This window comes from Ruicaihuangia caeni (genome assembly GCF_040536845.1).
Lineage (GTDB): Bacteria > Actinomycetota > Actinomycetes > Actinomycetales > Microbacteriaceae > Ruicaihuangia > Ruicaihuangia caeni.
This window is the reverse complement of sequence record NZ_CP159582.1, coordinates 305672-326224: the sequence shown is the minus strand read 5'-3', so window position 1 is coordinate 326224 and position 20553 is coordinate 305672. Positions and strand designations below refer to the sequence as shown.

Genomic DNA, 20553 nt, shown 5'->3' with positions numbered 1-20553 from the left:
AGTTGACCCACTGCTGCGCGCTTGTCCACATTTCGGTGGACCTGGACCTGTACCCCGCACTGGGGGTGCGTCAATCGGGGTACACGCCGTGTCCTCATCGCGGTGGACCCATATGATGAGGGCATACGGTGAAACCCGAAACCGATTCACTGATCACCCGGCTCAGGATGTCGCTTACCCACACCCTGGGCATCAGCGAATCGGGATCGCCGTGCACGACCATGCGGGGGCCGCGGCGTGATCTGCCTGCGGCCCCTTTTGGTGCCTGTGGGCCGGTAGTCCTCCAAGGCCGGTAGCTCAGCAGGAGCTATTCGCTGGGCGTCCGAGAATCGCCCGTCACCATGGAGTCAGTCGAGGAAACGCTCAGTGCGCGAGCAGCAGTTGCATCGACATCCCCGCGACCTCGAGTTCTGAACCGGAGCCGTGATCGATGGGCGCCTGGTCGAGCGAGTCGCGCGCGGAATCCCACAGCAAGGTGTACGAGTGAACTCCCTCATGCTCGGGAAGGGTCACCGTGACGGGCGAATCGAGGCCGTGCACCACCAGCAGGATCCGGTTCAGCCGCTCAGACTCGTGAGCGGTCGCAGCGAGGTATTGCACCGTCCGTTCGGCGGGAGAATCCCACTCCTCCCACGTCATCGAGAGCCCCTGCTTGTTGTACCAATCCATCTGAGTGGCGCCGCGGACCGTCTCTCCGAAGCGGCCGTACCGCACGGGGCGGACCGCCGCATTGTCACGACGCAGTCGCAGCAAGGTCCTCGTCACTTCGAGCAGTTCTCGCTGCCAGGGCTCCCAGTCCCATGACAGCCAACTCGTCTCGTCGTCGTGACAGTACGCGTTGTTGTTCCCGCGTTGGCTTCGGCCGACCTCGTCGCCCGCGGTGATCATGGGTACGCCCGCGCTGAGCAGCAGCGAGCCGAGCAGGTTCCGCATCGACCGGCGGCGGGCATCCAGCACCTCGCGGTCGTGCGTGGGTCCTTCCGCTCCATGGTTCCAAGACCGGTTCTCATCGGCTCCGTCGCGCCCCGCCTCGCCGTTCCCAAGGTTGTGCTTGCGGTCGTATGACACCAGATCAGCGAGGGTGAATCCGTCATGGGCTGTGACGAAGTTGACGCTCGCCACTGGTCCGCGCGCAGACGAGAACACATGCGCCGAACCGGCAAGCCTGCGGGTGAACGACCCGATGCCATGATTCGCCGCACCACCGCGTGCGGCATCCGCAGCGTCGCGCAGCCAGAAGGTGCGCATCCGATCCCGGAAGCCGTCGTTCCACTCGACGAAGCCGGCCGGGAACGATCCCACCTGCCAGCCGTCGATGCCGAGGTCCCAGGGCTCCACGATGCGCTTCGAGCGCGCCAGCACCGGGTCGGCGAGCACCTCGGTCAGCAGCGGATGCCGGGGGTCGAACCCGTGGTCGGCATCCCGTGCCAGTGCGACGGCCAGATCGAAGCGGAACCCGTCCACCTGCATCTCTTCCGTCCAATAGCGCAGCGAGTCGAGGACCATGCGCCGCGGAACCGGATGCGCCGTGTTGAGAGTGTTGCCGCACCCGGTCGTATCGATGTACTCGCCGTCATCGCCCTGCCGGTAATAGGTCGCATCGTCGATGCCCCGCCAACTGAACGTCGGCCCCTCGGGGCCTTCCTCCGCGGTGTGGTTGTAGACGACGTCGAGTACGACTTCGATGCCCGCGCGGTGGAGCTCCCGCACCATCCCCTTGAACTCCGCGACCACGCCCGTGGCTCCGGCCTCCTGCGCCGCGCGGGTCGCATAGGCCGCATGCGGCGCGAAGAACCCCACGGTGTTGTAGCCCCAGTAGTTGCTGAACCCCATGCGCCTCAGGCGTGCCTCGGTCGTCGACTGATGCACCGGCAGCAGTTCGACCGCGGTGACGCCGAGGGCCAGCAGGTGGTCGATGCTCGCCGGATGCGACAGGCCGGCGTACGTGCCGCGCAGCTGCTCCGGCACCGCAGGGTTCAGTTGCGAGAACCCCTTCACATGCACCTCGTAGACCACGGTGTGCCGCAGGCGCCGCTTGGGCTTCGCCACCCCCTGCCAATCGAACGCTTCATCCGGCACCTGGGCGATGAACCCGGCTGGAGTGCCCACGATGCCGCGGGCCCAGGGGTCGAGCAGGTTCGCGGCCGCATCGAAGCGATCTCCGGTGCCGTCGTCGCCGCGCACGCCGAGCGCGTACAGCGCGCCGGGCTTGAGCTCTTCGGCATCCGCTGTCCAGACCGACTCGGCGTCGCGCTCGAGCGGGATGACCTTCGACGCCGCGTCGCTCGAGGTCGAATCGAACAGCCGCAACTCGACCGCCGAGGCGCTGCCGCTCCACACACGGATGCTGCCGCCGTCGGGGCCGCTGCGCACGCCGAGCGCGCGTAGCGGATCGGCCCCAGGCATGCGATCTAGACTAAGTCAGCGCTCCGAGCGCGCCACCACCATGACCGTCTATCTCGACCACGCTGCCACGTCGCCGATGCCCGACGACGTGCTCGCGACGTACGCCGATGCCCTTCGTCTCGTGGGGAACCCCGCCTCGATCCACGGACAGGGACAGCGAGCGAAGCACACGCTCGAGTCGGCGCGCGAGCAGGTCGCCTCGTCGCTCGGCGCGGAACCGGTCGAGGTCGTGTTCACCTCCGGCGGTACCGAGTCGGTCAATCTGGCGATCAAGGGGCTCTTCTGGGCGCGCTCGCCGCGGCGGCGGGTGCTGGTGGCGCGCGGCGAGCATCACGCCACGGTCGACAGCGCCGAGTGGCTCGAGCGCGTCGAAGGAGCCGAGGTCGAGTGGGTGGCCATCGACGAGCACGGGCGGATCAGACTGGACGCGCTCGCCGAGTCATTGCGAGCGCACGCGAACGACATCGCCCTCGTGACGCTGCTCTGGGCCAACAACGAGGTCGGCACGCTGCAGCCCATCGATGAGGTCGTCGCGCTTGCGGCACAGTACGGCGTGCCGGTTCACTGCGACGCCGTGGCCGCCTATGGCTACGTGCCGATCGACTTCGACTCGAGCGGCCTCGCCGCGCTCAGCGTCTCGGCCCACAAGATCGGCGGGCCCGTCGGTGTGGGCGCCCTGCTGCTCTCGCGGACGGCGTCGCTCGAGGCGCTCTTGCACGGCGGCAACCAGCAGCGAGCCCGGTCAGGGACGCAGGATGCCGCCGGCGCGGCCGCCTTCGCAGCCGCTGCCGCGCGTCTTGAGCGCAGCGACCTCCACGACCCGGCGCGCATGCGAGCGCTCCGCGACCGCCTCATCGCCGACGTGCAGGCGGCGGTACCCGATGCCGTGCTGCGCGGACACCCGGAGCTCCGGCTCCCGGGCAATGCGCACTTCACGTTCCCCGGCTGCGAGGGCGACTCCCTGCTCTTCCTCCTCGACATGGCCGGCTTCTCCGTTTCGACCGGCTCGGCCTGCCAGGCCGGCGTACCGGAGGCTTCCCACGTGCTGCTCGCGATGGGCGTTCCGGAATCCGAGGCGCGAGGTGCCTTGCGCATCACGCTCGGGCCGGAGACGACGGAGGACGAGCTCGCTCGCTTCGTGCGGGCGCTGCCGGCTGCCGTCGAGCAGGCGCGCGCCGCCGGGCTCGCCGACCGTGCGCCGTCGCTCGGGCGCTGATCTGCTCCCTCGCCGATTCGCGGCGCACTGGGTGCGCGTACCCGTTCCACAGACGTGGCCCGCCTGCAGCTCTCGCACTCCGTGCTCAGTCGCGGCTCGTACAATCGTCGCGTGCGAGTACTGGCGGCAATGAGCGGGGGAGTGGACTCCGCAGTAGCGGCTGCGCGCGCCGTGGACGCCGGGCACGACGTGGTCGGGGTGCACTTGGCGCTCAGCCGGATGCCGGGCACATTGCGCACGGGCAGTCGCGGATGCTGCACCATCGAGGACTCGATGGACGCGCAGCGCGCCGCGAATCTGATCGGCATCCCGTACTACGTGTGGGACTTCTCCGAGCGGTTCAAGCTCGACGTCGTCGACGACTTCATCGACGAGTACCGTGCAGGCCGAACCCCCAACCCGTGCATGCGCTGCAACGAGAAGATCAAGTTCGCGGCACTGCTCGAGAAGGCCCTGGCGCTCGGCTTCGACGCCGTGTGCACCGGGCACTACGCGAAGGTGGTCTCGGGTGCCGACGGGCGCCGAGAGCTGCATCGGGCGGCTGCTTGGGCCAAGGACCAGTCGTATGTGCTCGGCGTGCTGACCGAGCAGCAGCTTGCTCACGCGATGTTCCCGCTCGGCGACACTCCCTCGAAGGACGAGGTGCGGGCTGAGGCTGCGGCGCGCGGTTTCAGCGTCGCGAGCAAGCCGGACAGTCACGACATCTGCTTCATTCCGGATGGCGATACACGAGGCTGGCTCGAGGAGCGAGTGGGTGCGGAGCCCGGGGCGATCCTCGACCGCGAGGGAGCGCGCATCGGCACCCATCCCGGTGCTCACGCCTACACGGTGGGTCAGCGCAAGGGACTCAGCATCGGGTTCCCCGCACCCGATGGGCGTCCTCGCTTCGTTCTCGAAGTGAGGCCGAAGACCAACGAGGTCGTCGTCGGCCCCAGAGAGGCGCTCGACGTCGCCCTGATCGCGGGACGCAAGTACAGCTGGGCGGGTCTCGGCCCCATCGAGTCGGGGATCGCAGAAGCCTCAGAGGGGGGCTGCGCCGAGTTCGAATGCCACGTGCAGATCCGCGCTCACGCCGAGCCTGTACCGGCCACGGCAAGCGTGCGCCCGATCGACCCCGCCGACTATGCCGACGGTTCCGCCGCGATCTCCGCCTCGCGGATGAACGAGACCGACGCCTCCTACGAGATGCGCATCGTTCCGAGAGAACCGCTCAACGGCGTCGCCCCTGGGCAGACCGCGGTCGTGTATGTGGGCGAGCGGGTGCTCGGCCAGTGCACCATCGACCGCACCAGATCCGCGATACCGGTGCACTGAGCGCCCGATCGCTCCCTGGCAGGGCGCCTGACGGTCGCCGGGCGAGCGTCGCCGGTCGTTCCTAGACTGGCAATCGTGGCAGAGACCAACACCAGCGCCGAGCTCGACGCCGCGCACGCGGAGGCCGACGCGCTCACGACCCGCATCCTCGAACTCCGCGACGCCTACTACGGACGCAACGAGAGCCTCGTCTCCGACGAGGAGTACGACGCGATGATGCGGCGTCTCGAGGCGATCGAGCGCGCCTTCCCCGAGTTGCAGGGGCAGGACAGCCCGACTCAGACCGTCGGAGGCCGCGCTCAGACCCTGTTCGATCCGGTGGAGCACGCGGAACGCATGCTCAGCCTCGACAACGTCTTCAGCATCACCGAGTTCGAGGCGTGGGCGGCGCGGGTGCAGCGCGATGCAGCACGCGACGTGCAGTGGTTGTGCGAGCTGAAGATCGACGGTCTCGCCATCAACCTCCGCTACGAGCACGGTCGCCTCGCGACTGCGGCGACGCGCGGCGACGGGGTCACCGGCGAAGACGTCACCGAGAACGTCGCGTTCATCGACAGCATCCCGAAGCGACTCGCCGGCGAAGGGCACCCCCCGCTCGTCGAGGTTCGGGGCGAGGTGTTCTTCCCCGTGGAGGCGTTCCACCGGCTCAACGCCGCCCAGGCGGAAGCCGGCGAGCGCGTGTTCGCGAACCCGCGGAACGCGGCTTCCGGCAGTCTCCGGCAGAAGGCCGAAGGCAAGTCGCCCGCCCAGCTCGAACTCATGCGGGCAAGGATCTCGGAGTTGCGGATGCTGGTGCACGGGGTCGGCGCATGGGCGAACCCGCCGGTCGCGGCGCAGTCGCAGGTCTACGACCTGCTCGCCGCGTGGGGACTTCCCACGAGCTCCCACTTCAAGGTCGTGCCCTCGATCGAGGCCGCTGCCGAGTTCATCGAGTACTTCGGCGAGCATCGCGACAGCGTCGAGCACGAGATCGACGGCGTGGTCGTCAAGGTCGACGAACTGGCACTGCATGACGAACTCGGTGCGACCAGCCGCGCGCCACGGTGGGCCACGGCCTTCAAGTACCCGCCGGAACAGGTCAACACCAAGCTGCTCGACATCGTGGTGAGCGTGGGTCGCACCGGACGTGCCACACCATTCGCTGTCATGAAGCCGGTGCGCGTGGCAGGGAGCGTCGTGCGGCAGGCCACCCTGCACAACCAGGACGTGGTGAAGTCGAAGGGCGTGCTCATCGGCGACACCGTTGTGCTCCGCAAGGCCGGCGACGTGATCCCAGAGGTGCTGGGGCCTGTGGTCGAGCTTCGCGACGGCAGCGAGCGCGCCTTCGTCATGCCCGAGCGGTGCCCGGAATGCGGCACCCCGCTCCGTCCGATGCGAGAGGGCGACATCGACCTCCGCTGTCCGAACGCCCGGAGCTGCCCGGCACAGGTCCGGGGACGCGTCGAGCACATCGGCAGCCGCGGGGCGCTCGATATCGAGGCACTCGGCGAGGTGTCCGCTGCGGCGCTGACTCAGCCGGATGTTCCCCAGCCTCCGCCGCTCGTCACCGAGGCGGCGCTCTTCGAGCTCACGGTCGACGACCTCCTGCCCATCGAGGTCGTGGTGCGCGATGCCGAGACGGGGCTGCCAAAGCTCGACGCCGATGGCAGCGCCAAACGCCGCACGCCGTTCCGGCGCAACCCCACGGCCGCTGAGAAGCGCGACGGGCTCACCGGTCCTCAGCCGTCATCCGCTGCGCTCACGCTGCTCAGCGAACTCGAGAAGGCGAAGACCAAGCCGCTGTGGCGCCTGCTCGTCAGCCTGAACATCCGGAACGTGGGTCCCGTCGCAGCACGCGCGCTCGCCGACCACTTCGGCTCCCTCGACGCGATCCGGGCGGCATCGCCCGAGGAGCTGGCGGGGGTCGAGGGGGTCGGCGGGATCATCGCCGAATCGGTGCGGCAGTGGTTCGAACTCGATTGGCACGTCGAGATCATCGAGCGCTGGTCGAAGGCGGGGGTGCGGTTCAGCACACCCGGGCACCTCGGCCCCGAAGCGGCCGCTGAGGCAGCGGCCTCGGGCGTCCTCGCCGGCTTGACCGTGGTTGCCACAGGCAGTCTCGAGGGCTTCACACGTGAGGGGGCGCAGGAGGCCATCATCGCGGCAGGCGGCAAGGCCGCGTCGAGCGTCAGCAAGAAGACCGACTTCGTGGCAGCGGGGCCCGGCGCCGGATCGAAGCTCACCAAGGCCGAGCAACTCGGCGTTCGGATCATCGACGCGGCACAGTTCGCGGTGCTGGTCCGCGAGGGGCCGGCAGCTCTCGAGGGGTGAGTCTCGGGCCGGCAGCAGACTGCTCGGGGTGCCGAACGGTTGGCGCGCGTCGCGCTCGAGTGCGGCTCGCCAACAGACAGCGACGCTCCGGTTTCCCCCTGATGAATATCGCTTAACGCTGTTTTCGCGGCCGTTTCCCGCCCTAAACTGGCAGCGCGGTGGTGACAGATGCTCGGTTGCCACCGGAAGGCGAGGGAACCCCCGTTGCTCGTGCTGCTGGCAGCGCTCCTCTTGACCTCGACCGCGATCACGCCCGTCGAGGTCGCCGCCATGCCCGCCGAGCGGCCTGCGGCGGCTTCCGAGCTGCTGGATTCCACGCAGGCGCGGGAGTTGCGCAGAGAGGCACCCGAGCGGAAGCAACAGGCGCTCGATGCCGAATGGATGCTGGACGCCGCCGCGAGCGCCCCGCCCGCTGATCTCGCCAAGCGGCTCGCCGCCGACCCTCGTCTCGTCGACAGGTTGCTCATCGCGCCGCCGCCCGCCGTGGCAGTGGCAGCGTGGTGGGAGGGGCTCACGGCGGGTTCGCGGGCAGTGCTGCTCGCGGGCGCACCGCACGTCGTCGGCAACCTCGACGGCATCCCGTACGCAGCGCGTGACCTCGCCAACCACGTCGCGCTGGAGCGGTCGGTCGAGCGCCTGCAGCGCGAGCTCACCGCGGCCGGCCGGAGCGCTCGTGCCGGCATTCAACAGCGGTTGGACGCGCTCTCCGCCGTCGAACGAGCGCTCGGCGAGCCGAATGCGAACCCGCGCCGCAGCCTGATCGCCCTGCAAGTCCCCGACGAGGGGGAGCCCACAGCGGCGATCGCGCTCGGCGACCTCGACCGCGCCGACTTCGTCAGCTACTTGGTGCCCGGCATGTTCTTCGGGGTTCGCACCCAGCTCGTGCAGTGGACAGACACCGCCGCGCGCCTCTACGACGAGCAGCGAAGCTGGTTGCGAGTGCTCGCAGAAGCCGATACGAACGCCGGTCGTCAGGACGTGGCGACGATCGCATGGATCGGCTACCAAACCCCTGACCTGCTCAATGTCGGGGCCCTCGACCTGGCACGCGAGGGCAGCGCGGCGCTGAGCCGCAGCATCCTGGGCCTGCAGACGGTTCGAGCCGATCGCGAGCCTCATGTCTCGGTCCTCGCCCATTCGTACGGGTCCACCGCCGCGCTCATGGCGCTCTCGAACGGTGAGTGCGCCGTCGATGCGCTCGCGCTCGTCGGATCGCCAGGAGGCGAGGCCGCGTCCGTCGAAGACCTGGCCGTAGCGCGCGGCAACGTGTTCGTCGGGGAAGCGGTGTGGGACCCGATCCCCAACAGCTCCTTCTTCGGCGCGGACCCGGGCGCGAGCGGGTTCGGTGCGCGCGTGATGAGCGTCGCGGGCGGCATTGACGCGATCACCAATGAGAAGCTCGACCCCTCGAGCGGACACAACGCCTACTTCGAGCCCGGCACCGAATCGTTGCGCAACCTCGCCCTGATCGGCATCGGGCGCGGAGGCCTCGTCACCGACGGCACCCCGCAAGACGCCATGCGCACGCTCGCCCTCGTTCGCGAAGGCCGTGCCTGAACCCACAGGCACACCACCCGACCCAAGAGATGAGCTCAGCATCCGAACGCCCCATTCCTCTCCCTCCCGGCACCGACCGACGAGCAGGGCCTTCGCAGCGCTCACGGCCCTCGCGTGCTGCGCCCTTCTCGCGGGGTGTGCGCTCAGCGAGGGCAGCGGACTGAGTCCGACCGAGGCACGCGACGCGTTCCTCGACGTCATCGACCGCACGCAGTCCGTCGCCGGCGGCACCTGGGAGCGCCAGGACGATCCGACACCCCGCAGCTGCACCGTGCCGCTCTGGGTCGAAGGGCAGCGGTACCCCGCACTGCGACTCGCGCCTGCTCCCGACGGCAGCGACGAGCGGGACGAGATCGTCGAGGAGGTGACCGAGCTGTGGCGCGAGCTCGGCTACCGCGTCGAGGTGAGCAGCGTCGGCGGCGCCGTCGAGCTCAAAGCCCACGAGAGCCGCTTCGAGAGCCTCATCCTGCGGCTCTCGCCCAACGGGATGACGCTGCAGGGCGAGAGCGAGTGCCGGCCGGCCGAGTGAGCGCTCCCGATCGGTAGACTGAGGCGGTCCCCCTCACCCCGTTCCTGGGAGCAGTATGTCTGAGAGCAGCACGGCTGACATCACAGCGGAGCAGGTCGCGCACCTGGCTCATCTGGCACGCATCGACTTGACTCCCGAGGAGTTGCAGCGCCTCACCGGTGAACTCGCTCAGATCGTGCACGCGGTCGAGAAGGTGACGGAGGTCGCCACGAGCGACATCCCAGCGACCAGCCATCCCGTCGCCCTCCATAACGTGTTCCGGCCGGATGTGGTCGGCGCCACGCTCAGTACGGAGGCCGCCCTCGCAGGCGCGCCAGAGCACGACGGGTCGAGGTTCAAGGTCTCGGCGATCCTGGGGGAGGAGCAGTGATGAACGAGCTCACGAGGATGCCCGCATCCGAACAGGCCCGGCTGCTCGCCGACCGCGAGGTCAGCGCCCGGGAGCTCACCGCTGCTCATCTCGACCGCATCGCCGCTGTCGACGAGCAGGTGCACGCGTTCCTCCACGTGAACGAGCGCGCACTGGAGGTCGCTGAGTCGATCGACGCGAGGCGCGCGGCGGGCGAAGCGGTTGGAGAACTGGCGGGCGTGCCGGTTGCGATCAAGGACGTGCTCTGCACCTCCGATATGCCGACCACGGCCGCGTCCCGCATCCTCGAGGGGTGGGTGCCGCCCTATGACGCCACGGTCGTCTCGCGTCTGCGCGAGGCCGGCCTTGTGCCGCTGGGCAAGACCAACATGGACGAGTTCGCCATGGGATCGTCGACCGAGCACTCGGCGTACGGGCCCACTCGCAACCCCTGGGACCTCGAGCGCATCCCCGGCGGCTCCGGCGGGGGATCGTCCGCCGCAGTCGCGGCTTTCGAGGCCGCGATCGCGCTCGGCTCAGACACCGGTGGAAGCATCCGGCAGCCGGCCGCTGTCACCGGCACCGTCGGCATGAAGCCCACCTACGGCGGTGTCTCACGATACGGTGCCATCGCGCTCGCCTCATCCCTCGACCAGGTGGGCCCGGTCTCGCGCACTGTGCTCGATTCGGCGATGTTGCACGACATCATCGGCGGACACGATCCGCGCGACAGCACCTCGCTCACCGACCAGTGGCCGAGCTTCACCGAGGCCGCCCGTGCCGGCGCACGCGCCGAGGCGTTCAAGGGCCTGCGCGTGGGCGTTGTGAAGCAGTTGTCGGGCGGCGAGGGATTCCAGGCGGGCGTCACCCAGCGATTCGAGGCGGCATTGACCGCGATGAGCGACGCCGGAGCCGAGATCGTCGAGGTCGACGCCCCGAACTTCGAGTACGCGATCGCGGCGTACTACCTGATCCTCCCGGCCGAGGCGTCGAGCAATCTGGCGAAGTTCGACTCGGTGCGGTTCGGCCTGCGCGTGACGCCTGAGGGCGGCGGCACCGTCGAGGACGTCATGTCAGCGACGCGCGCAGCCGGTTTCGGCGACGAGGTCAAGCGCCGGGTGATCCTCGGCACCTATGCGCTGAGCGCCGGCTACTACGACGCGTACTACGGCAGCGCGCAGAAGGTGCGCACCCTGATTCAGCGCGATTTCGACGCCGCATTCCGCCAAGCCGATGTGCTCGTGTCTCCGAGCGCGCCGACCACCGCCTTCAAGCTTGGCGAGCGCGTCGACGACCCGCTCGCGATGTACCTGAACGACCTCACCACCATCCCGGCGAACCTCGCCGGCGTCCCCGGCATCGCTCTGCCGATCGGGCTTGCTCCAGAGGACGGCCTTCCCGTCGGCATCCAGTTCATGGCCCCCCAGCGCGCCGACGCGCGCCTCTACGAGGTCGGTGCCGCGCTCGAGTCGCTGCTCGAGCAGGCGTGGGGTCACACGCTCATCAGCCAGGCGCCCGACCTGTCGCTTGGAGAGATGCTTGCTGCTACGGAGGGTGCCGTCTGATGGCCAAGACCGATCTGATGGACTTCGACAAGGCGCTGGAGCTCTTCGAACCGGTGCTCGGCTTCGAGGTGCACGTCGAACTCTCGACCAAGACCAAGATGTTCTCCGACGCGCCGAACATCTTCGGCGCCGAGCCGAACACCGCGATCACGCCGGTGTGCCTCGGACTGCCGGGCTCGTTGCCGGTGGTCAACGAGCAGGCGGTGCGCTACTCGATCTCGCTGGGGCTCGCGCTCGGCTGCGAGATCGCCGAGTCGAGCCGGTTCGCGAGGAAGAACTACTTCTACCCCGACCTCGCCAAGAACTACCAGATCAGCCAGTATGACGAGCCCATCGCGTTCGACGGCTCGATCGAGGTCGAACTCGAAGACGGCACACTCGTGACCGTGCCGATCGAGCGGGCGCATATGGAAGAGGATGCGGGCAAGCTCACACACGTCGGTGGCAGCACTGGCCGCATTCAAGGAGCCGAGTACTCGCTCGTCGACTACAACCGTGCCGGCGTGCCGCTGGTCGAGATCGTGACGCGGCCCATCTTCGGCGCGGAGCACCGGGCGCCGGAGCTGGCGAAGGCGTACGTCTCCACCATCCGCGACCTCGTGCGGGCCCTGGGCATCTCCGACGCTCGCATGGAGCGGGGGAATCTCCGCTGTGACGCCAATGTGTCGCTGCGGCCTCGGGGTCAGGAGCGGCTCGGCATCCGGACTGAGACGAAGAACGTCAACTCGCTGCGCTCGGTCGAGCGCGCGGTGCGGTACGAGATCCAACGTCAGGCGGCGATACTCGCCAAGGGCGGCACGATCGTGCAGGAGACCCGCCACTGGCATGAAGACACAGGAACCACCTCGGCCGGGCGCCCGAAGAGCGATGCCGACGACTACCGGTACTTCCCGGAGCCCGATCTGCTGCCGGTCGTGCCGTCGGCCGAACTGATCAAGGAACTGCGGGCCGCGCTGCCTGAACAGCCCGTCGCGATGCGCCGCCGGCTCAAGGCCGATTGGGGATTCAACGACCAGGAGTTCCGCGACATCGTCAACGCCGGACTGCTCACCGAGGTGCTCGAGACCACGCAGCAGGGCGCGGCCGCGTTCCAGGCGCGCAAGTGGTGGATGGGCGAGATCCTCCGTATCGCCAACGCGCGCGACGTCGAGCCTTCGTCGCTCGTCACACCGCACCAGGTTTCCGAGCTGATCGCACTGGTCGAGAGCGGCGACCTCACCGACCGCCTCGCACGCGAGGTGCTCGAGGGCGTCATCGCCGGCGAGGGCACGCCGGAAGAGATCGTCGAAGCACGTGGGCTCAAGGTCGTCTCCGACGACGGCGCATTGATCGCGGCCATCGACGAGGCGCTCGCCGCACAGCCCGATGTGCTCGACAAGATCCGCTCCGGCAAGGTGCAGGCCGCCGGTGCCGTCATCGGCGCCGTCATGAAGGCCATGCGCGGCCAAGCCGACGCAGCCAGGGTGCGCGAACTCGTGCTCGAGCGGGCAGGCGCCTGACGGTGCAAGGCGCCGCCGCGCAGCCATTCGCCAAGCACACCAGCGACTAAGCTCTCCATCAAAGAAGGGTCACAATGAACATCCTCATCGCCATCGTCTCGATCATCATCTTCATCGGCGGTCTGCTGCTGATGGGCTACGCCTTCGACACGCCGGGCCTCGAGCTGATCATGTTCCTCGGCGGCATCCTGGCCGTGACGTTCTCCGTGCTCATCCCGACGCAGCTGCTGAACCGACCCGAGCGCTAGACCCCGCAGACATCTCGCAGGGAGCAGGGATGCCGGAGCAGGTGGAGTTCGGACTCGATACGTTCGGCGACGTGACCCTCGGCCCGTCGGGCGCTCCGCTCTCGCATGCCCAAGTCATCCGCAACCTGATCGCCGAGGCCGAGCTGGCCGACGAGCTCGGCCTCGACTTCATCGGCGTGGGGGAGCACCACCGCGCCGACTTCGCGGTGTCGGCGCCCGAAGTGGTGCTCGCGGCGATCGCGGCCCGTACGTCACGTATTCGAGTCGGCTCAGCGGTCACGGTACTCAGCTCCGACGACCCGGTTCGGGTGTTCGAGCGCTTCTCCACCGTCGACGCGATCTCGAACGGGCGAGCCGAGGTCATGCTGGGCCGCGGGTCGTTCACTGAATCGTTTCCGCTCTTCGGCTTCGACTTGGCCGACTACGAGACCCTGTTCGAAGAACGACTGCAGCTCTTCGCCGAGCTGCTCAAGCAGCAGCCGGTCACCTGGAGCGGCACCACTCGTGCCCCCTTGCGCGAGCAATCCGTGTACCCGCCAGTCGAGCACGGCACGCTCAAAGCGTGGGTGGCGGTGGGCGGCAGTCCGCAGTCGGTGGTGCGCGCAGCGCGCTACGGGCTTCCGATGATGCTCGCCATCATCGGCGGCGCGCCCGCGCGCTTCGCCCCGTTCGCGCAGCTCTACCGTGAAGCGCTCGAGCGCTTCGAGGTCGGGCCGCAGCCGCTCGGCGCTCACATCCCCGGCTACATCGCCGCCACTGATGAGCAAGCCCGCGACGAGTACTTCCCGCACTACGCGGCCATGGCCGAACGCATCGGACGGGAACGCGGCTGGGGCAGGATGACCCGCGCGCACTTCGAGCAGGAGACACGCGACGGCGCGCTCTTCGTCGGTTCGCCTGAGACGGTCGCGGCGAAGATCGTCGACACGGTGCGTGCCCTCGGACTCGACCGCTTCGACCTCAAGTACAGCGCCGGCACCGTGCCGCATGAGCTCTCGATGAACTCGATCGCGCTCTACGCCCGCGAGGTGGTCCCCGCGGTGCGCGAAGCGCTCGTGTGAGCCCGTCAGGCACAGCTTCGTGCGCTGATTCTCGCCCGCCGGGGCGGTGACGCTGCGCGCTTCCGCCGGTAGGGTCGGAACATGACGAACCTCATCGAGAAGATCGCGCAGTCGGTGACCGATTCGGTCGGAGCCCGCGTCAACTACGGCGAGAAGCAGACGATCGGCGGGGCCGAAGTGGTGCCCGTGTCGCTCGTGTGGTTCGGGTTCGGCGGAGGCAGCGACGAGAGCGAGCAGGGCGGCGGCGGAGGCGGCGGTGCAAGTGTGCCGGTCGGCATGATCGTCGAGGGAGCGGGCGGACCGCGCTTCGAGCCCAACGTGGTCGCACTCGCGGCGGTCGCGGCACCCCTCGTCTGCGCCTTCGGCATGGCGCTCGGCCGCATCATCCGCGCATTGAAGAAGTGAGCGATCAGCCTCAGCCTCATCAGTACAGCGAGCATGAGCTCGCTGTGATCGAGGGAGTGTTCGACCTCGCACGCGGCGGGAGAACATCCGAGCTGCTCGAGATGCTCGACTCGGGTTTCCCTCTCGACCTCGCGAACGCGCGCGGTGACACTCTGCTGATCGTCGCCGCGTACGCCGAACAGCCAGGCACGGTCGGCGCCTTGATCGAGCGCGGCGCGGCCATCGACGCGGAGAACGCCATGGGGCAGACGGCGCTCTCCTGCGCGGCCTTCCGAGGCAACGCCGAGATGGCGCGAGCCCTGCTGGATGCCGGAGCCGACCCGGAAGCCGGGCATCAGCCCGCCCTGGCGATCGCACGCCAGTTCGGTCGAGCCGAGCTCGAGACGCTGCTGCTCGAACGATGAGCGAGCCGCATCCACCGACCGCCGACGCGGCCTCGATCGCTCTGCTCGCCCGCGACCTCGAGGCGGCGACATTCTCGGTCGACGCACTCTCGGAGCTCTGGGGCCCGGCTGCTGACGGGGCGCTCTTTCGAGGTCACCGTGCGCCCGCGCTTCGCGCAATCGCCTCGAAGCCGCGTCCGCTCGCCACGCTCGCCACCGTGTTCGTGCTCGGTCTGCCGGTGCGAGAGACCGAATTGGCAGAAGCGCTGCCCGCACTGGGGGTTGGCGGCGCGATCACACTGGGGCTGGTGGCGCGAGCAGAATCCGGCTTCGTCACTCCAAGCGTCGACCTCCGCCCGTACTCCTTCGTCGACGAGCGCGGCTCCGGCGCATGGTGGATCGCATCCGACCTCGGCGAACTCGCCCGTGAGCACGAACTCGACGAGTCCCATGTGCTCGGTGTGGGCGGCGCCTCCACGACTCTCACCGGCTTGATGGTGCAGCGCCCCGTGGCATCAGCGCTCGACCTGGGCACCGGCTGCGGCATTCAGGCGATGCACCTCTCGCGGCATGCCGAGCACGTGGTCGCGACCGACATCTCGGCGCGGGCATTGGCCTTCGCGCGGTTCAACGCGATGCTCAACGGCATCCGATCGATCGAGTTCCGTCAGGGGAGCCTCTTCGAGCCCGTGGAAGGGGAGCGCTTCGACCAGATCGTCTCGAACCCTCCCTTCGTGATCACACCGCGGCGGCAAGGCGTTCCAGAGTACGAGTACCGCGACGGCGGACTGGTCGGCGACGACATCGTGCGGCACATGCTCGTGCATGGGGCTGAGCATCTGGCCGACGGCGGTGTGGCCCAGTTCCTCGGCAACTGGGAGTATCACGGGGGCGCTTCCGCGTTCGATCGAGTCGAGGAATGGGTCGCGAACGCTGCGATCGACCTTTGGGTCGTCGAGCGAGAAGCGCTCGACCCGGCCGAGTACGCCGAGACGTGGATCAGAGACGGCGGAACCCGGCCGGGCCCGGTGTTCGACGACCTCGAACGCCGGTGGTTGGAGGACTTCGAGCTGCGGGGGGTGTCGCAGGTCGGTCTTGGCTACATCACCATGCGCCGGCCCCGGCCCGCCCACTCGCAGGAGCCGCACCCGGGGCAGCGATTGCGCCGCTTCGAGCGGCTGCAACATCAGTTGGGCGAGACGGTGGGAGGGCTCGGAGCGCACCTTCTGCAGTCGCTGGTCGCGCACGACGCCCTCTCCCGGCTCGACGACGACAGCGTCGCCGCCCTGCAGTTGCGCGTAGCGGCGAGCGTCACGGAGGAACGTCACTACTGGCCGGGAGATGACGACCCCACCGCGATGCTGCTGCGGCAGGGCAGCGGATTCGGGCGAGCGATCCCGCTCGACACCGCGCTCGCCGCAACCATCGGCGCCTGTGATGGCAGCCTGAGCGTGGCCGCGATCTGCTCCGCGATCGGCCAGTTGCTCGACGTCGACTCTGACGCAGTGCTCGCCTCGGTGCTGCCGCGTCTGCGGGAAGCGATCTTCACAGGGTTCCTCGAACTCCCGGATGCCGCTACGGTGCACTCATGAACGAGCCAAGCGTGGGCAGACTGCAAGCCGTCGTCCTCGACTGCCCCGACCCGTCCGCGCTCGCGCAGTTCTACGCGGGCCTGCTCGGGCTCGCCGTCGACTCGACGGATGACGAGTGGGTGAGCATCACTGGAAACGGTGCTCGCCTCTCGTTCCAGCGTGTGGAGGGCTACCGGCCTCCGGAGTGGCCCGGGCAGGTCGTGCCCCAGCAATTGCACCTCGACATCGAAGTCGACGATATGCAGCGAGCGCACGACCGAGCGCTCGAGCTCGGTGCTCGGCAGACCGACCCCTCGGTCGACCCGCTCAGCGCCGACTTCGTCGTGTACCTCGACCCAGCTGGTCATCCGTTCTGCCTGTTCCAGGAGTGAGCGGGGGAGGCAGCGCCGGCCGGCGGTCGGCGCCGCGCCGAGCCCATTTGGACTTTCAGCCCTGATCAGGCGTAAGGTCTTCGCCGTGTCAATCGTGCGGATCTGCGCGATCGCCCTGATCGTCGACGCGCTCCTGGTCACTTCCTTCGTCGCCATCGGTCGCCGGAGCCATGCCGAGACCGCGGATCTCGCGGGCTTCGCATCAGCGCTTTGGCCCTTCCTCGCAGCACTCCTGCTCGGGTGGGCACTGTCGCTCGCGTGGCGCCGTCCTTCCGGGGTCCTGTTGCCGGGACTGCTCATCTGGGGAGTGACCGTGGGCATCGGGATGGTCCTACGCAGTGTCGCAGGTCAGGGCGTGCAGCCGTCGTTCGTGATCGTCGCGGGGCTAGTGCTCGCCGCGTTCCTGCTCGGCTGGCGGCTTATCGCTCTTGCCGTTGCAGCTCGCGGCCGACGCGCCGCAGACCGCCCCCGTCGTGGCGGCCGACGCATCGAGGCGCAGGTTCAGGCGCGCTGACCATTTGCACGAGCGCAACGCCGTTCGCCTTCCCTGCCGGCCGCAGCCGCGTTCGCTGCTGACCGCAGCCGCTGCCTGCTCGCCGCAACCGCCCTCTCTCCGTCAGCAATAGCGTCGCGGTCGAGCGCATGGCGGCCATTTGGCAGCCGCCGCAGACTGAAGCCATGGCCGAGTTCGAGCGCGAGCGTGCGCGAATGGTCGACGAGCAGCTCGCCGGGCGGGACATCGACGACCCGCGCGTGCTTGCGGCCATGCGATCCGTTCCGCGCCACCGTTTCGTGACGCCACGCCAAGCGGCCGCAGCCTATGAGGATCACCCGCTTCCGATCGGGAACGGCCAGACCATCTCGCAGCCCTACATCGTCGCGCTCATGTGCCAGGCGGCACGGGTGCGAGCAGGTGACCGTGTGCTCGAGATCGGCACAGGATCCGGCTATGCGGCCGCTGTTCTCGGCGAGCTCGCGGCCGAGGTGCACACCGTCGAGCGGCACAGTGAACTCGCTCGAGCTGCGACGCGAGCCCTTCAGCCGTGGCCCAATGTGCATGTGCACGAGGGCGACGGCACGCTCGGCCTTCCGAGTGCGCGCCATTCGACGCTGTGCTCGTCACCGCTGCGGGACCCGATGTGCCGGAGCCGCTCGTCGAGCAACTCGGCGAGGGCGGTCGCCTGGTGATTCCCGTGGGCGAACCGCGCTTCGGGCAGCGATTGATCCGGCTCACCCGCCAGGGCGAAGAGCTCTTGCGCGATCGGTTGATGCCGGTCGTGTTCGTGCCCCTGATCGGACGACACGGCACCGCGCCCTGAGCGACCCGGCGGACGGATGCCGGCTGGGAGGTACCCTCGATCGATGGACTTCGACCCATACGGAACCGATGTGCTGGCTGCAGCGCGCGCCCGACCGATCGCTCGTCCACCAGAGGTGGCGGCAGAGCAAGGCCTGGTCGTCGAAGACGCCGCGAGCGGCTTCTGCGGCGCGGTCACACGCGTCGAAGGACGGCTCGTCGAGCTAGAGGACTACTTCGGTGCGGTACGCGCCTTTCCCCTCGATTCGAGCTTCCTCATCGATGGTCGTCCGGTCGCGCTCGTTCTCCCGACCGCCGCGCCGACCGCGCGGGCGCGCACCGCCTCCGGCTCCTTCGCGGTCGAGCAGACTCGCGCGCGGGTCGCCCGATCGAGCCGCATCCTCGTGGAGGGGCGTCACGACGCCGAGTTGGTCGAGAAGGTCTGGGGCGCAGACCTCCGGGTGGAGGGCGTCGTCGTCGAGTACCTCGAGGGCATCGACGACCTGCCGGATCTCATCGCTGAGCGCGACCCGTCACCTGCCAAGCGCCTCGGTGTGCTCGTCGATCATCTGGTCCCGGGGTCGAAGGAGCAGCGCATCGCGGATGCCGTCGCTGCGGGCCCGTTCGGCGATGCCGTGCTCGTGGTCGGGCACCCCTTCATCGACATCTGGCAGGCAGTGAAGCCCTCTCGCCTGGGTATCGAGGCCTGGCCCGTGATACCCCGCGGCACCGACTGGAAACGGGGGATCTGCCGTTCGCTCGGCTGGGCTGCCGACGACCAGGCCGACATCGCGCGGGCCTGGCAGACCATCCTCGGCCGAGTGCGGAGCTTCGCAGACCTCGAGCCCGCGCTGCTCGGCCGCGTGGAACAGCTCATCGACTTCGTCACGGAGCCAGGCTCTGCATGAGCAGAGGCGTCTGCTGAGCGGTGCCCCGCAGGAGCGGACCAGTCGGTGAACCAATCGCTCGAGGCAGCGGGAGCACCCGAAGCCGTCGCGGTTGCAGCGGCGACAGCCGGGTTCTCGATACTTCTCGGCATGAGCGGTTGGCTGCTTCGGCGTGTGCTGCCGCAGCACCAGGGCGAGCTGTTCCTTTGGCCGTTGCAGCGGCGCCCGGTGCGGGCGCTCTCGCCGGTGAGGACTCGCACCTACTGGTACCTCGCGGGCATCAATGTGATCGGGATAGTCGGGGCTTGGATCATCGCCCTGGCGTTCGGCGTCGGTCACCCATACTGGGCGTCGGTGGCTGTGGCCGCCGTGATGCCCACGCTCGCTGCGCTGACGGGCTATGCGCGCATGTGGCACCGCTTCGTTGGAACGGCGGCGGGCGTGGTGGTGGCGGCCGTGCTCTTCGTCTGGGGGCCGCCGATCTGGCTCATGGTCGCGATCCTCACGCTGTGCTCGTTCGGTGCAGAGATGTTCGTGGCGCGGCGCTATGACATCGCGCTGCTCTTCATCACTCCCTTGGCGCTCGGCACGGCGAACCTGGCTGAGCGTCGCGATTGGTATCCGCTCTTCGTCGACCGGTTCGTGGAGACGGGGCTCGGAGTAGCGCTTGCCTTCGTGATCGTCTTCGCTGCGCGACGCGTGGTGTTGCGCGAGCCGCCAAGCGCCGGCTGAGCACCGAAGTCGCGGGGCGGCGCCGCCCGGCATCCCGAGATGCTGGAGTAGCGTTGCTTATATGGGCCACTCGATCGAGACGCGCGTGCGCAACGCCGTCGAGGCGTGGCTCCGCTGGCTTCCGGGCTGGCAGCCGCCGACCCATCGATCCCGCGCGAGGGTCTGCCGACGTTGCTTCGGCTCGCCGCTCACTGAGGCTGCCGGATTCGGGCCCGACGTGCCGCATGCCGTGCAGCACGCGCTGATCATGCGGCTCAACGCGATTGTCGAGCACTCCGTCGACGCGTACACCGAACGCAACCTGCCGCTGCTCTGGCGCGAACTTCGTGAGGCCGAAGCACGAAAGCGCGCGCGGCCATATCGGCCCGCCGATGGCCTCGCTCCGGAGTATCAGGGTCTCGAACTCGACCCCGAGCCCGAACCCGGTCAGCCGTTCCTCTTCACGCTCGCAGACCTCGCCGATGACGCGGCTGCCGAGCACCGACTGCCTGATCCAGCGCCGCTGAGCGATGAGGCGAAGACCTCGCTGCGATACGAGATGGCGCTCGCCGACGATGAGGCGACGCGAGTCGGGATGGATGTGTGCCTGGAGCTGATGACGTTCCGCCCCCGCATCCAGCAGGCGGTGCACGAGGTCGTGGAACCGCAGATCGAAGCGCTGCTGAGCGAACTGACTCGCTCGCTGGATGTGCCCGGCGGACTGCTGTAGCCGGCGGAAGCGACGCGCTCCGGCATCCGATCAGCACTTTTCATTTATCACGTTCAGGTAACGCCAAGATAACAACCCGCACACTATTGCGGTAGCGATTTTCGCTGCAGGGCCGGCCCAGTC

19 protein-coding genes and 1 pseudogene are annotated in these 20553 nt (G+C 68.7%); 19 read left to right on the top strand and 1 reads right to left on the bottom strand.

Annotated features, from left to right (window positions below; translation table 11 throughout):
- Positions 1-363 precede the first annotated feature (363 nt).
- Complete coding sequence (gene glgX / locus ABV606_RS01555; protein ID WP_353988083.1) at positions 364-2406, bottom strand: glycogen debranching protein GlgX; 2043 nt, start codon at positions 2404-2406, stop codon at positions 364-366.
- A gap of 40 nt (positions 2407-2446) precedes the next feature.
- Between glgX and ABV606_RS01550 the strand changes: the two genes are divergently transcribed.
- From ABV606_RS01550 to ABV606_RS01460, 19 genes and pseudogenes are all read left to right on the top strand, one after another.
- A complete protein-coding gene (locus ABV606_RS01550; RefSeq protein ID WP_353988756.1) occupies positions 2447-3622 on the top strand; it encodes a cysteine desulfurase family protein in 1176 nt (391 codons plus the stop codon).
- A 111-nt stretch (positions 3623-3733) separates the two neighbouring features.
- Entirely contained in the window at positions 3734-4936 is a 1203-nt protein-coding gene (mnmA, locus tag ABV606_RS01545) for a tRNA 2-thiouridine(34) synthase MnmA (RefSeq protein ID WP_281487521.1), read from the top strand.
- 75 nt (positions 4937-5011) lie between these two features.
- Positions 5012-7246, top strand: a complete 2235-nt coding sequence (gene ligA / locus ABV606_RS01540; protein WP_435415230.1) for an NAD-dependent DNA ligase LigA — start codon at positions 5012-5014, stop codon at positions 7244-7246.
- 210 nt (positions 7247-7456) lie between these two features.
- Entirely contained in the window at positions 7457-8803 is a 1347-nt protein-coding gene (locus ABV606_RS01535) for an alpha/beta hydrolase (RefSeq protein WP_353988754.1), read from the top strand.
- Positions 8796-9332 (top strand): hypothetical protein, encoded by a 537-nt coding sequence (locus ABV606_RS01530; RefSeq protein WP_353988082.1) that lies wholly within the window; start codon positions 8796-8798, stop codon positions 9330-9332. The genes ABV606_RS01535 and ABV606_RS01530 overlap by 8 nt, the downstream gene beginning before the upstream one ends.
- A gap of 55 nt (positions 9333-9387) precedes the next feature.
- Positions 9388-9702 (top strand): Asp-tRNA(Asn)/Glu-tRNA(Gln) amidotransferase subunit GatC, encoded by a 315-nt coding sequence (gene gatC, locus ABV606_RS01525; RefSeq protein WP_281487523.1) that lies wholly within the window; start codon positions 9388-9390, stop codon positions 9700-9702.
- Positions 9702-11246, top strand: a complete 1545-nt coding sequence (gene gatA, locus ABV606_RS01520; protein ID WP_281487524.1) for an Asp-tRNA(Asn)/Glu-tRNA(Gln) amidotransferase subunit GatA — start codon at positions 9702-9704, stop codon at positions 11244-11246. Before gatC ends, gatA begins: the two co-directional genes overlap by 1 nt.
- Complete coding sequence (gene gatB, locus ABV606_RS01515) at positions 11246-12745, top strand: Asp-tRNA(Asn)/Glu-tRNA(Gln) amidotransferase subunit GatB (protein WP_281487525.1); 1500 nt, start codon at positions 11246-11248, stop codon at positions 12743-12745. Before gatA ends, gatB begins: the two co-directional genes overlap by 1 nt.
- Before the next feature lie 74 nt (positions 12746-12819).
- The gene (locus ABV606_RS01510) at positions 12820-12993 is read left to right on the top strand and encodes a hypothetical protein (protein WP_281487526.1); all 174 of its coding nucleotides are present in this window, start codon (positions 12820-12822) and stop codon (positions 12991-12993) included.
- Between the two features lie 29 nt (positions 12994-13022).
- A complete protein-coding gene (locus tag ABV606_RS01505) occupies positions 13023-14054 on the top strand; it encodes an LLM class flavin-dependent oxidoreductase (protein WP_353988081.1) in 1032 nt (343 codons plus the stop codon).
- Positions 14055-14135: 81 nt separating this feature from the next.
- Positions 14136-14459 (top strand): hypothetical protein, encoded by a 324-nt coding sequence (locus ABV606_RS01500; RefSeq protein WP_353988080.1) that lies wholly within the window; start codon positions 14136-14138, stop codon positions 14457-14459.
- Positions 14456-14863: an ankyrin repeat domain-containing protein gene (locus ABV606_RS01495; RefSeq protein WP_353988079.1), complete on the top strand. Its 408-nt coding sequence runs from the start codon at positions 14456-14458 to the stop codon at positions 14861-14863. The genes ABV606_RS01500 and ABV606_RS01495 overlap by 4 nt, the downstream gene beginning before the upstream one ends.
- Positions 14860-16434, top strand: a complete 1575-nt coding sequence (locus tag ABV606_RS01490) for a class I SAM-dependent methyltransferase (RefSeq protein ID WP_353988078.1) — start codon at positions 14860-14862, stop codon at positions 16432-16434. The genes ABV606_RS01495 and ABV606_RS01490 overlap by 4 nt, the downstream gene beginning before the upstream one ends.
- Entirely contained in the window at positions 16431-16805 is a 375-nt protein-coding gene (locus tag ABV606_RS01485; RefSeq protein WP_353988077.1) for a VOC family protein, read from the top strand. Before ABV606_RS01490 ends, ABV606_RS01485 begins: the two co-directional genes overlap by 4 nt.
- Positions 16806-16890: 85 nt before the next feature.
- Entirely contained in the window at positions 16891-17319 is a 429-nt protein-coding gene (locus ABV606_RS01480; RefSeq protein ID WP_353988076.1) for a DUF3054 domain-containing protein, read from the top strand.
- A 128-nt stretch (positions 17320-17447) separates the two neighbouring features.
- Positions 17448-18124, top strand: a pseudogene (locus ABV606_RS01475) (protein-L-isoaspartate(D-aspartate) O-methyltransferase).
- A 43-nt stretch (positions 18125-18167) separates the two neighbouring features.
- Entirely contained in the window at positions 18168-19010 is an 843-nt protein-coding gene (locus ABV606_RS01470) for a DUF3097 domain-containing protein (RefSeq protein ID WP_353988075.1), read from the top strand.
- A gap of 45 nt (positions 19011-19055) precedes the next feature.
- Positions 19056-19721, top strand: a complete 666-nt coding sequence (locus ABV606_RS01465; RefSeq protein ID WP_353988074.1) for an FUSC family protein — start codon at positions 19056-19058, stop codon at positions 19719-19721.
- 61 nt (positions 19722-19782) lie between these two features.
- Entirely contained in the window at positions 19783-20430 is a 648-nt protein-coding gene (locus ABV606_RS01460) for a spermidine/putrescine ABC transporter substrate-binding protein (protein ID WP_353988073.1), read from the top strand.
- The last annotated feature ends 123 nt before the right edge of the window (positions 20431-20553 follow it).